We start from the raw sequence: 12,286 nt of genomic DNA, 5'->3' as shown, positions 1-12,286 counted from the left end.
GCGAACGCCTGTCACCAGCACGCGCCACACGCCTGAGCAGCACAATGTCGAAGCGTCGGCGGTTTGGGCGACGGCGCGGGCGGAAAGGTTGCCCGGCATGAGATGGGCCCGTCGAGCCGTACCCGCAGTCGCCGCCGCCGTCGCGGCACTCGCCGCGCGGGATCTGATCCAGCGCGACCACGCGCTGCTGCGCAACTTCCCGGTGCTGGGCCGTGCTCGGTACCTGCTGGAGGCCGTCGGGCCGGAGCTGCGGCAGTACATCGTGGCCGGCAACAACGAGGAACGCCCGTTCACCCGCGACCAGCGCCGCTGGGTGTACGCCTCGGCGAAGCAGGAGAACAACTACTTCGGCTTCGGCACGGACAACGACATCGAGTTCACGCCCGGCTACCCGATCATCAAGCACCGCACGTTCGGTCGAGCCGTGCCGCCGTCGTCCCCGACCGCCGGGCACGACGTGCGGCTGCCGTGCGCGAAGGTGCTCGGGGCGGCGCGGGGGCGGGCACGTGCCTTTCGTCCGGAGTCGGTGGTCAACATCTCCGGGATGAGCTTCGGTTCGCTCTCCGGCAACGCCATCACCGCCCTCAACAAGGGGGCCGCGCTCGCCGGGTGCCTGCAGAACACCGGCGAGGGTGGCCTGTCGCCGTACCACCGCAACGGCGGTGATCTGGTCTTCCAGCTCGGCACGGCGTACTTCGGCTGCCGCGACGAGCACGGCCGGTTCAGCCTCGACCGGCTGAAGGACCTGGTCGCCGGCGCACCGGTCAGGGCGTTGGAGATCAAGCTGAGCCAGGGCGCCAAGCCGAGCCTCGGCGGGCTGCTGCCCGGGGCGAAGGTGTCCGCCGAGATCGCCGCCACCCGGGGCATCCCGGCCGGTCAGGACTGCGTCAGCCCGTCGCGGCACGCCGAGTTCTCCGACTGTGACAGCCTGCTCGACTGGGTGGAGCTGCTGGCCGCCGAGACGGGCCTGCCCGTCGGCATCAAGTCGGCTGTCGGTGACCTGAGCTTCTGGCAGGATCTGGCCAGCCTGATGCGGGACACCGGCCGGGGAGTCGACTTCGTCACCGTCGACGGCGGCGAGGGCGGGACCGGGGCTGCGCCGCTCATCTTCACCGACTCGGTGTCGCTGCCGTTCCAACAGGGCTTCTCCCGGGTTTACAAGGTCTTCGCCGAACACGACCTGCACGAGCAGGTGGTGTTCGTCGGCAGCGGCAAGCTCGGCCTTCCGGACAACGCCATCGTGGCGTTCGCGCTCGGCTGCGACATGGTCAACGTGGGCCGGGAGGCGATGCTGTCGATCGGCTGCATCCAGGCGCAGAAGTGCCACACCGACACCTGTCCCACCGGGGTGGCGACGCAGAACGCGTGGCTGGCCCGGGGCCTCGACCCGACGCTCAAGTCCGTCCGGGCCGCCAACTACCTGCAGACGCTGCGCCGGGACCTGACCAAGGTCGCCGAGGCGTGCGGCGTGGAACACCCCGGCCTGATCGGCACGGACGCCGTGGAGATCCTGGACGGCCGCACCGGCTCCACCCCACTGCACGAGGTGTACGGCTACCGTCCGCACTGGGGTCTGCCCTCGCCGGCCGACCAGAAGGAGATCATCCGGTTGATGACCCCGGAGGTGCCCCGGGGCAGCAGCGCCCCTCCGTCGGCCACCGCCATCGGCTGAGCCCAGCGCAACGTGCCGCTCCGGGTAACGGCCGCTACCTTGCCGGCCTGACCTGAGAGGTGGCCCGGCCCTGACGTGGCCTCGCCGTGACGTGGCCCGGCGGTCGATCCGGCCCAGCCCGGCCCGGTGCAGCGCTCGACCCCATCTCGGCTTGGCCTGGCGCGGCCCGGCCCGGCGCCGGCGCGGCACTCGGCGCGGCCCGCCACTCGGCGCGGTGCTAGATGTTGGGGCCCGGCACTCGGCCCGGCGGTCGACGTGGGCCGATCCCGGGGCCATCGACCCGACGAGCGATATACCTGTGAGTCATAACTATGACTCACAGGTATATGCCGTTGCCGCGACATGCCTCCTGGCCGCCTCGCGTGGGTCGGACGAGGATCGGGTCACACGCAGCATCCGCTGTCGACAGTCGACGAAGCCGACCGAGAATGAGGACCCGGCCGACGCTGCGTCATCGGCTGACCGCCGTCGAGAAACGCGTAGAGCCGCTGCCGGAGACACCCGTATCGTGGCGCGGTGCTGATCAGACGCGAGACGCCCGCCGACGTCGACGCCATCCGGGCGGTGCACGCCGCCGCCTTCGCCACGACCACGGGCGATGGCGCGCCGGTCGAGGCGACGCCTGTCGAGGCGACGTGCGCCCCGGCGACGCCCGCCAAGGCGACGCCGCTCGGGGCAATGCCTGTCGAGGCGACGCTTGTCGACGCGCTGCGGGCCGATCAGGGCTGGCTGCCCGCGTACTCTCTGGTGGCGATCGATTCGGACGGCCAGGTGGTGGGGCACGTGGTGGCCACCCGCGGCCGGGTGGGCGGTGAGTCGGTGGCGTTGGGCCTGGGTCCGCTCGGCGTGCTGCCCGGCTGGCAGCGGCGCGGCGTGGGCACGGCGTTGATGCACGCGGTGCTCGGCGCGGCCGAGGCCCGCGACGAACCCCTCGTGGTGCTGCTCGGGCATCCCGAGTACTACCCACGCTTCGGGTTCCGGCCCGCCGTCGAACTGGGCGTCACCCCGCCGCAGCCGTGGGGTCCGCGGTACTTCATGGCCCGCCCGCTGACCGCGTGGCGCGAGTCGATCCGTGGCGAGTTCCGCTACGCCCGTCCCTTCGACGACCTGTGAGCCCACCGCGCGTCCGCCGCCGCCGTGCCGCCGACCTCGACGGCTGCGTCGCGGCGCTCGCCGACGTCCACCGGCTCGACCGCTATCCGCTGAACTGGCCCGCCGACCCGCACCGCTGGCTACGCGAGCCGCACCCGACGCGCGCCTGGGTCGCCGTCGACGCCGGAACGATCGTCGGACACGTCGCGGTACGTCGCCTGCCCGATCCGGCGGAGGAGCCGCCCGTCGGGCCGACCGCCGAGGTCTCTCGCCTTTTCGTGGCGCCGGCCGCTCGGGGGTCGGCGCTGGGTACCGCTCTGCTGGGCCGGGCGCGGCACTGGGCGGATGCGCGCGGGCTGGGTCTGGTGCTCGAGGTGGTCGCCGACAGTCCCGCGGCAGTCGCCCTCTACGAGCGGACCGGATGGCGGTGCACGGGCACCGGCACGGCATCGTGGACCGCCCCGGACGGCAGCCCTGTGTCGCTGCGGCGTTACACCGTGCGCTCGGACGCCGAACCGGCCATCGCCGCGAGACGGCGGGCGAGCAGTGCGGCGGCTTCGCGCAGCTCCGCGGGTTCGACCACCTCCATCTCATAGGGAAGGCGGGCGATGTGCGCGGCGAGCCAGTCCAGACTGTCGCCGCCGACGACGAGCACGCACCAGCCGTCACCACCGACCTCGACGCGCCCCACCTGCGGCGGGACCACCTCCCGCACGCGCTCGGGTGGGGCGTGCACCCGCACCCGGGCCAGATAGCGGTAGGGCGCGTCGGTCACTGACCGCTGCACGAAAGCGATCGGATCCGGATGGTCGCGCGCCGGGAAGCGCCAGGTCATGGCCACCGTGGCCCGCATCCGGTCCAGGCGGAACGTACGCCAGTCGTCGCGGTCGACGTCCCAGGCCATCAGATACCAGCGACGGCCGGTGGTGACCATCCGGACCGGCTCGACCGTCCGCTCCCGCTCCCCGCCGTCGCGGCCGGCGTAGGTGAACCGCACCCGTACCGCGTCGCGACAGGCGCGGGCGAGTGTCACAAGCAGTTCCGCGTCGATCTCGACCACCGGGCCGATGAGCGTGTCCGTCGAGCCGTGCACCGCTCGCACCTCGGCCCGCAGCCGCGCCGGCATCACCTGGTCGAGTTTCGTCAGTGCCCGCAGGGCCGCCTCGCCCGCCCCGGCGATCGTGCCCCCCGACGCCAGCCGCAGGGAAACCGCGGTGGCGATCGCCTCCTCGTCGTCGAGCAGCAGCGGCGGCAGCCGGGTGCCCGCGCCGAGCTGATAGCCGCCGCCCACGCCCGCCGACGCGTGGATGGGATAGCCGAGCGCGCGCAGCCGTTGCACGTCGCGGCGTACGCAGCGGTCGGTCACACCCAGCTCGACGGCGAGCTCGGTGGCCGTCCACGACGACCGCCGCTGCAAAAGGGTCAGCATCCGCAGCACCCGCTCGGTCGTCGCCTCCACCGTCACCCGCCGATCGTTTCATTAATAGCGGAACGATCCTGTCCGCCAGCCACGAGAGGGTGGCAGCATGACCAATCAGACCGGAGACGAGGGAGCTGTCATGGCCCGCGAGGTGCAGATAACGTTCGACGCCGCCGACCCGGCCAGCCTGGCGGCGTTCTGGGCCGACGTCCTCGACTACGAGTTGCAGGGCCCACCCGGGGACTTCGACTCGTGGGAGGCTGCGCTGGACGCGATGGGCGTACCGCCGGAGCGCCGCAACGACGCGTCGGCGGTGGTCGACCCCAAGGGCGCGGGGCCGCGTCTGTTCTTCCAGCGGGTGCCGGAGGGCAAGCAGGCCAAGAATCGCGTACACCTCGATGTGCGGGCCGCCCCCGGGCTCACCGGTGACGACCGGATGGCGGCGCTGGAGGCGGAGGCCGAACGGCTCGTCGCCCGTGGCGCCACCCGTCTCGCACGGCACGAGCCCGCTCCCCCACTCGGCGCCGGTCACCTCGTGCTGGCCGACCCCGAGGGCAACGAGTTCTGCCTCGACTGACCGGGTGTTCGCCCAGCTCACTGCCGCGATGGTCGGGCGCCGTGCGAACATGTGTTCGTGTCGACCGGCGCCCACATCCTGCACGCCGACCTGGACGCCTTCTACGCGTCGGTCGAGCAGCGCGACGACCCGCGCCTGCGGGGGCGGCCGGTGATCGTCGGCGGCGGCGTGGTGCTCGCCGCCAGTTACGAGGCGAAGGCGCGGGGTGTGCGCAGCGCGATGGGCGGCCAGCAGGCGCGCCGACTGTGCCCGGACGCGATAGTGGTGCCGCCCCGGATGGCGGCGTACACGCAGGCCAGCCGGGCGGTGTTCGAGATCTTCCGGCAGACCACCCCGCTGGTCGAGGGGCTCTCCATCGATGAGGCGTTCCTCGACGTGGGCGGCCTGCGGCGGCTGGTCGGCGCACCGGCCGACATCGCCGAGAGGCTGCGCCGGGAGGTCCGCGAGCGCGTCCACCTGCCGATCACGGTGGGCGTCGCCCGGACGAAGTTCCTGGCGAAGGTGGCCAGCGGGGTGGCGAAGCCGGACGGGCTGCTGGTCGTCGCCCCGGACGCCGAGGTGGCGTTCCTGCACCCGCTGCCTGTGGAACGGCTCTGGGGCGTCGGCCCGGTCACCGCGGCGAAGCTGCGGGAACGTCGGATCCGTACCGTCGGGGAGGTGGCCCGGCTCGGCGAGGCCGCGCTGGTGTCCCTGCTCGGGGCGGGCGCCGGCCGGCACCTGCACGCCCTGGCCCACAACCGCGACCCCCGGTCGGTGCAGGTGGGCCGCCGCCGGGGCTCGATGGGCGCGCAGCACGCGTTGAGTCGCACCCCGCACGCGCCGACGGAGCTGGACGCCATCCTGGCCGGCCTTGTCGACCGGGTCAGCCGTCGGATGCGCTCGGCCGGGCGGTCCGGGCGCACGGTGGTGCTGCGGCTGCGCTTCGGCGACTACACCCGGGCCACCCGCTCGCACACCATCGGCAAGGCGACAGCGGACACCACGCCGCTGCTGGCCGCCGCGCGGGCACTGCTGCGGGCCGCGTTGCCGGAGATCGACCGGCGGGGCGTCACCCTGATCGGCGTCTCGGTGGGCAACCTCGACGACAACCCGGTGCAGCCGGAACTGCCGTTCGAGGCCGACACCGGCGCCGACCTGGACGCCGCGGTGGACGCGGTGCGCGACCGCTTCGGCTCGGCGGCGCTCACCCGGGCGGTGCTCCTCGGCCGGGACCCGGGCGTCGAGATGCCGCTATTGCCGGACTGAGCGACGTATGGGGCCCTGCCAGCTGCGACCGGAGACACATCACAGCAGGTCGACGGTTTAGCCGCCGGCTCACGGGTGACCCTTGTAGGGAACAGCCTGACGAGGGGGGCCATCATGTCCGACGACACGAGCAACCGACCGAGCCGGCGCGCCGAACGCCCGCACGACGTGACCGACCCCCTGCTCTGGCAGCTGGCGGTCGACGTGCTGAGTGCCCACGAGTCCGACGACGAGGGTCACTGCCGCAACCTCCAGTGCGCCGGCCAGTCCTGGCCGTGCTCGGCTCGCGCGGGTGCCGAGCAGTCGCTGCGGCTGGCTCGCAGGACTGCCGACTCGGTCGAGATGACCAGCGGCGGTGACGGCGACGGTGTCGGCACGGGCTGGCCCGGCGAGGCGGCGGCACCCGCCCCCCGTTGGGACCGCGACGCCACGGCGGTGATGTCGCGCCGGGGGTCGAGGGCGTCCGCCGCGGCGTGACCGCGCCCCGACCGGGGCCGTAGAACGACCGAACGCTCGGCCGGTGACCCGGCCGAGCGTTCGAGTGTCGTACGTCAGAGAGCGAGCCGCTGACCCGGGAAGATCAGGCCCGGGTCGGCGCCGATCAGCTGCCGGTTGCGCTCGTACAGGGCTTGCCAGCCGCCCGCCTGGCGGTGGCTGTCGACGATCTGCGACAGGGTGGAGCGGTCCTTCGGCGCGGTGGACGTGGACGACTTCGCTGTCGACTTCGTCGAGGACTTCGTGACGGAGCCGCCCGACGTTCTTCACCGGCCCACGCGGGGCGTCACCTCCAGCTGTTGCGGGCGCGTGCTCAGTATGCAGCGACCATCGTGGACCGCTGTCCACCGGTAGCGGACCGCCGCCGCACGCCGCCGACAGCCACGACCAACAGGGCAACAGACAGCAATGGCAACCAATCCCCGGTACGCGAGTAGACCGTGCGCCAACCGGTCGTCGGAGCGGCTCTGACCAGCAACTCCGCGTCACCGGCACTGTCCTCGCCCCGCAGCCTGCCACCGGCGTCGGTGACCGTGAGCCGGCCGGACGCGGCGGCGCGGACCACTGTGAGCCCGTTCTCCACACCCCGCACCAGGGCGATGCGGCTGTGCAGCCAGCCGTCGGCGGTGAAGTCCAGGGCGGGAACGAGCAGCACCGACGCGCCGGCCGCCCGATAGCGTCGGACCAGGCCGGGATAGTCGAGGTCCTTGCAGATCGCGACGCCGAACCGCCCGTCCACGAGCGCCTCGTCGCCAGGCGTCAGCCAGTCCTCCAGGCCGGGGATCAGATGCTGTTTGGTGTACGTCGTGACCGTCCCGGACGGGTCCAGCACCAGCGCTACGTTGTGCGCCGTGCCGGCCCGTCGGAGCACCGCGCCGACGACCACCCGGGCCTCGGTCTGCCGGAGCGCGTCCACGAGCAGCAGCACTGTCGAATCCGTCACGGCGAACACCTTCTCCGGCAGTACGACGACGCGCGCCCCGCGGTCGGCCAGGCTCGCGACCCGCGGCGCATAGCGGGTGAGCAGGTCACGGCCGGCCGATTCGTCGATCGGGAGTCCGTCCTCGGGCTGCCGCAGGGCGACCAGGCCGACAGTCAGCGGCGCGGCCGGTTCCGGGGAACGGTTCAGCGACCAGGCCGACCACGCGCCGGAGCCGACCAGGAGGGCGAGCAGGCAGGCGACGGCGGGGCGCAGGCTGCCGAGCCGACTGACGCGGGTTCGCCGTACGTCGCCGAGCAGGGCGGCGAGGGCGATCGGGACGGCGAGCAGCAGGTAGGTGACGCCCCAGACGCCGGCGAGGGCGGTCACCTGGATGACCGGCCGGATGTCGGCCTGCGAGTAGGCGAGGCTCCACCACGCACCGTGCGGGAACAGGCGGGACGCGCCGTATTCACCCAGCACCCACAGGGACGGCACGGCGAGCACGGCGGTCACGGTTCGCCCGCGCAACAGCAACTCCCGGGCGAGCAGGACCGTGCCGCCCGCCAGGCCGAGGCCGAGCCCGAACACACCGGCCACCGCGGGGACCGGTAGGCGCAGGGTGTCGAGGTAGTACCCCACCATGCCGAGCTGACCGATCGACCAGGCGAGGAGCGTCGCGCCGAGTGCGGTACGCGGACGTACCCGCAGCGAGGCGAGGACCAGCGGAACCGGGGCGAGCCAGGTCAGCGCGGCGACGGGGTGCAGCCCGGAACCACCGAGCCAGAGCAGGCCGCTGAGGAGGGCGGCGACGATCGTCATCATGCGTCGATCGTGCGGCCGGAACGGCGGGGACGGATCGCCGTACGAACCGGGTTCGATCTGGTCCCGTGGCGGGAGGCGCGGGAGTGCCGCGCCGGACGATACTGCCGAGGTGAAGCGGTACGTCAATCTCGCCGTCACCGTGGCCGCCGTCGCCGCGACCGTGCTGCCCGCGCTGGTCGGCGGGCCACGCGCCTGGTGGGTGCTGCCGCTCGCGGTCCTGTCGTCGGTGCCGGTGCTGTGGCGGGACCGCGCGCTGGTTGCCGTCGCCGTCGTCGTGGGCGTCGCCACGACCGTCTCGGCCACGCTCGGCGCACCCCCGCTGCTGCCGGTCGGCCCGCTCGTCTGCCTCTACACGTTCGCCGCGCGGTCATCCCTGCCGATCCGCCTGCTCGGCATCGTGCTCACCGCGGCCGGCCTGGTGGTGTCGCTGCTCCATCCGCACCCGGACGTGGAGGTGCTGCGTTACCTGTCGGTCGCCTACATCTTCTCGTACGCCCTGGGCACCAGTGCCCGCGCGCGCCGTACCCAGGCCGCAGCCCTCGCCGAACGCGAGCGTCGCGTCGCTGGTGAGCGGGAGGCGGCCGTGTTGCGCGAGCGCGCCCGCATCGCCCACGACCTGCATGACATCCTCACCCACGCGGTCGGTGTCATGATCGTTCAGGCGGAGGCGGGGCCGCTCCTGGTCCGCCCCCACCCGGACCGTGCCGACGCCACGTTCGCCACGATCGCCGCCACCGGCCGCGACGCGGTCGTCCAACTCCGCCGCGCGGTCGGCAGCCTGCACGAGCCCGGCGACCATCCACTCGACCAGCCAGGCCTGGCTCACCTCACCGCCCTCGTCGAACGCGTCCGCGCCACCGGGCTGGACGCCGTTCTCACAGTCGCGTCCGCACCGGCAGGGACCGTCGACGGAGTCCGGTCCGGGTCGCCGGCCGGGGCGCTCGTCGAACCGCCCGCGGACGTCGGGGTCGCCGCCTACCGGATCGTGCAGGAGTCCCTGACCAATGTGGTCAGGCATGCCGGGGCACTGTCGGTCCACGTCCTGCTGGCTCACACCGCTGAGGCGCTTACCGTGTCGATCACCGATGACGGTCACGGCGATCGGGCCTCCGGCGCGGGCCGGCCCGGATACGGGATCGTCGGCATGCGCGAGCGCGCCCAGGCCTGCGGTGGAACCCTGCGCACCGGTCCCGCCGCGGACGGCCACGGCTTCATCGTCACCGCCACCCTCCCCCTGCGGGCACCGGCGGTGGCCTGATGGTGGGAGTCGCCGTTGTCGCCCCGCGGCCTTCGACGCCTGTGGTGTCGCGCTGATGCTGCGCGTCGTGCTCGCCGACGATCAGGACCTGTTCCGGGCCGGATTCGCGACGATCCTCGGCGCCGAGCCGGACATCGAGGTGGTCGCCGAGGCCGCCGACGGCGCGCACGCGGTGCGTGCCGCCCTCGAACACCGACCCGACGTCGTCCTGATGGACATGCGGATGCCCGTCCTCGACGGCGTCGCCGCCACCCGGCAGGTCTGCGCCCGTACGCCGAGCCGGGTCCTCGCCCTGACCATGTTCGACGCCGACGACTACCTGTACGCGGCGTTGCGCGCCGGGGCCAGCGGTTTCCTGCTCAAGGACGCCCCCCGAGCCGACCTGGTGAACGCGGTCCGTGTGGTCGCCGCCGGCGACGCGTTGCTCGCCCCCGGCGTCACCGCACGCGTGATCGGCGAACTGCACAGGCGCGGTCACCCGGATCCGGCCCGGGCGGCCGCGGTGACCGCGCTTACCGCTCGCGAGACGGACGTGCTGTGCCTGATCGCTGCCGGTCTGTCCAACGCCGAGATCGCCGCTCACCACCACCTGAGCGAGCACACGGTGAAGACGCACGTCGGTAATCTGCTCGCCAAACTCCACTTGCGCGACCGAGCCCAGGCGGTGATGGTCGCCTACGAGTCCGGTCTGGTGATTCCGGGCCAGTGACGGGACCGGCCGGCGGGTCCGCTGTGCGGAGCCCGCCGGCCGGAAGGTCGTACGGCTAGAGGGTGCGCGCCAGCCGGTCGGCGAGCGTACGGGTGAACCGGGCCGGGTCGGCCAGCTCACCGCCCTCGGCGAGCACCGCCAGGCCGTACAGCAGCTCGGCGGTCTCGGTCAGGTTTTCGGCGGAGTCGCCCTGCTCGTGGGCCTTGCGCAGTCCGGTGACGAGCGGGTGACCGGGGTTGATCTCCAGGATGCGCTTGGCCGAGGGGACGTCGTGTCCCATCGCCCGGTACATCTTCTCCAACGTCGGCGTGAGGTCGTGCGCGTCGCCCACGACGCAGGCCGGTGAGGTGGTGAGCCGCGACGACAGGCGAACCTCCCGAACGCTGTCGGCGAGGGTCGTGCCCAGCCACTCCACAAGCGCGGCGAACTCCTGCCGCTGCTGCTCGCGCTCGGCCTCGGCCTGCTGCTTCTCCTCGTCGGTGTCCAGGTCGACCTGGCCCTTGGCGATCGAGCGCAGCGGCCGGCCGTCGTACTCGCCGACACGCTCGACCCACACCTCGTCGACCGGGTCGGTGAGCAGCAGCACCTCGTGGCCCTTGGCCCGGAACGCCTCCAGGTGCGGGGAGTTCTCGATGGTGGCGCGGGAGTCGCCGGTGGCGTACCAGATGTCGCTCTGGCCGTCCTTCATCCGCGAGACGTAGCCGGCCAGGTCGGTGGGCTCCGCCGCGTCGTGGGTGGAGGCGACCGACAGGATCTCCAGCAGGGAGTCCCGGTTGTCGGTGTCGTCGATCAGCCCTTCCTTGACCACCGTGCCGAACTCGGTCCAAAAGGTGCGGTAGCGCTCGGGGTGGTTGCCCTTGAGGTCCTTGACCGTGGCGAGGACCTTCTTGACGAGGCGACGGCGGACGATCTGGATCTGGCGGTCCTGCTGGAGGATCTCGCGGGAGATGTTCAGCGACAGGTCGTGCGCGTCGACGACGCCCTTGACGAAGCGCAGGTAGGTGGGGACCAGCGCCTCGCAGTCGTCCATGATGAACACGCGCTTGACGTAGAGCTGGACGCCGCGGCGGCCCTGCGGGGAGAACAGGTCCAGCGGGGCGTGGCTGGGCAGGAACAGCAGCGCCTCGTACTCGAAGGTGCCCTCGCCCTTCATGTGCACGACCTCGAGCGGGTCGGCCCAGTCGTGGCTGACGTGCTTGTAGAACTCGTTGTACTCGGCGGCGTCGACCTCGTCGCGCGGCCGCGCCCAGAGCGCCTTCATCGAGTTGAGGGTCTGCACCTCGCTGGTGGCGGCCTCACCGTCGGCGCCCGGACGCTCGACGCTCATCCGGATCGGCCACGCGATGAAGTCGGAGTAGCGCTTGACGATCTCGCGGACGGTCCACTCGGCGGTGTAGTCGTGCAGGTTGTCCTCGGTGTCGACCGGCTTGAGGTGCAGGGTGACCGTGGTGCCCTGGGGTGCCTCGTCGACCGCCTCGATCGAGTAGGTGCCCTCGCCGGTGGACTCCCAGCGGGTGCCGCCGGTCTCGCCGGCCTTGCGGGTCAGCAGGGTGACCCGGTCGGCGACCATGAACGCGGCGTAGAAGCCGACGCCGAACTGCCCGATCAGGTCCTGCGAGGCGCGGGCGTCGGCGGACTCGCGCAGCTGGCGCAGCAGCTCGGCGGTGCCGGATTTGGCGATCGTACCGATCAGCCGGACCACCTCGTCGCGGGTCATCCCGATGCCGTTGTCCCGGACGGTAAGCGTGCGGGCGTCCCGGTCGACCTCGATGGCGACGTGCAGGTCGTCGGTGTCGGCGACGAGATCCTTGTCGACGAGCGTCGCCAGCCGCAGCTTGTCCAGGGCGTCGGACGCGTTCGAGATGAGTTCCCGCAGGAAGACGTCCTTGTTCGAATAGATCGAGTGGACCACCAACTGGAGGAGCTGACGCGCCTCGGCCTGGAACTCCAACGTCTCGGCCTGGTTGCTCACACCGTCTCCCTTCTCGGCTCGTGCGGAGGTTCGCGCAAAGGATACGAGTCGTCACCGGCGCCGTCGTGCCCGCGTCCGGTCGTATTCCCGATCCGCGGAATG

General features: G+C 72.3%; 11 protein-coding genes. 8 read left to right on the top strand and 3 right to left on the bottom strand.

From position 1 onward, the window contains the following. Positions 1-97: 97 nt before the first annotated feature. From AB0K10_RS19840 to AB0K10_RS19830, 3 genes are all read left to right on the top strand, one after another. Positions 98-1,672 carry an FMN-binding glutamate synthase family protein gene (locus AB0K10_RS19840; protein WP_363685402.1) on the top strand — a complete coding sequence of 525 codons (1,575 nt, stop codon included), beginning with the start codon at positions 98-100 and terminating at the stop codon, positions 1,670-1,672. A gap of 516 nt (positions 1,673-2,188) precedes the next feature. Then, positions 2,189-2,785: an N-acetyltransferase gene (locus AB0K10_RS19835; RefSeq protein WP_363685400.1), complete on the top strand. Its 597-nt coding sequence runs from the start codon at positions 2,189-2,191 to the stop codon at positions 2,783-2,785. After that, positions 2,782-3,360: a GNAT family N-acetyltransferase gene (locus AB0K10_RS19830; RefSeq protein ID WP_363685398.1), complete on the top strand. Its 579-nt coding sequence runs from the start codon at positions 2,782-2,784 to the stop codon at positions 3,358-3,360. Before AB0K10_RS19835 ends, AB0K10_RS19830 begins: the two co-directional genes overlap by 4 nt. On the opposite strand, the gene AB0K10_RS19825 is transcribed toward AB0K10_RS19830, so the two are convergent. After that, entirely contained in the window at positions 3,255-4,229 is a 975-nt protein-coding gene (locus tag AB0K10_RS19825) for a YafY family protein (RefSeq protein WP_363685396.1), read from the bottom strand. The two genes, AB0K10_RS19830 and AB0K10_RS19825, sit on opposite strands and share 106 nt — an antisense overlap. A 94-nt stretch (positions 4,230-4,323) precedes the next feature. Between AB0K10_RS19825 and AB0K10_RS19820 the strand changes: the two genes are divergently transcribed. The 3 genes from AB0K10_RS19820 to AB0K10_RS19810 all read left to right on the top strand — a co-directional run bounded on the left by AB0K10_RS19820 (position 4,324) and on the right by AB0K10_RS19810 (position 6,483). Beyond that, the gene (locus AB0K10_RS19820; RefSeq protein ID WP_266245222.1) at positions 4,324-4,761 is read left to right on the top strand and encodes a VOC family protein; all 438 of its coding nucleotides are present in this window, start codon (positions 4,324-4,326) and stop codon (positions 4,759-4,761) included. A 57-nt stretch (positions 4,762-4,818) separates the two neighbouring features. Next, positions 4,819-6,006 (top strand): DNA polymerase IV, encoded by a 1,188-nt coding sequence (gene dinB, locus AB0K10_RS19815; RefSeq protein ID WP_363685394.1) that lies wholly within the window; start codon positions 4,819-4,821, stop codon positions 6,004-6,006. Positions 6,007-6,120: 114 nt separating this feature from the next. Beyond that, positions 6,121-6,483: a hypothetical protein gene (locus AB0K10_RS19810; protein ID WP_363685392.1), complete on the top strand. Its 363-nt coding sequence runs from the start codon at positions 6,121-6,123 to the stop codon at positions 6,481-6,483. A 331-nt stretch (positions 6,484-6,814) separates the two neighbouring features. On the opposite strand, the gene AB0K10_RS19805 is transcribed toward AB0K10_RS19810, so the two are convergent. Then, on the bottom strand, positions 6,815-8,245 hold the full coding sequence (locus AB0K10_RS19805) for a nitrilase-related carbon-nitrogen hydrolase (protein WP_363685391.1): 1,431 nt from the start codon (positions 8,243-8,245) through the stop codon (positions 6,815-6,817). 109 nt (positions 8,246-8,354) lie between these two features. On the opposite strand from AB0K10_RS19805, the gene AB0K10_RS19800 reads away from it, so the two are divergent. Next, positions 8,355-9,503 (top strand): histidine kinase, encoded by a 1,149-nt coding sequence (locus AB0K10_RS19800; RefSeq protein WP_363685390.1) that lies wholly within the window; start codon positions 8,355-8,357, stop codon positions 9,501-9,503. A gap of 55 nt (positions 9,504-9,558) precedes the next feature. Beyond that, positions 9,559-10,212, top strand: coding sequence for a response regulator transcription factor (locus AB0K10_RS19795; protein WP_363685389.1), 654 nt, complete (start codon positions 9,559-9,561; stop codon positions 10,210-10,212). Between the two features lie 55 nt (positions 10,213-10,267). Here the strand turns inward: AB0K10_RS19795 and htpG are convergent, their stop codons facing one another. Further along, positions 10,268-12,184 carry a molecular chaperone HtpG gene (htpG, locus tag AB0K10_RS19790; protein ID WP_363685388.1) on the bottom strand — a complete coding sequence of 639 codons (1,917 nt, stop codon included), beginning with the start codon at positions 12,182-12,184 and terminating at the stop codon, positions 10,268-10,270. Positions 12,185-12,286: the final 102 nt, after the last annotated feature.

The sequence above is a fragment of the Micromonospora sp. NPDC049274 genome (assembly GCF_040678875.1).
GTDB lineage: Bacteria > Actinomycetota > Actinomycetes > Mycobacteriales > Micromonosporaceae > Micromonospora.
This window is presented reverse-complemented; position numbering and strand designations above follow the sequence as displayed.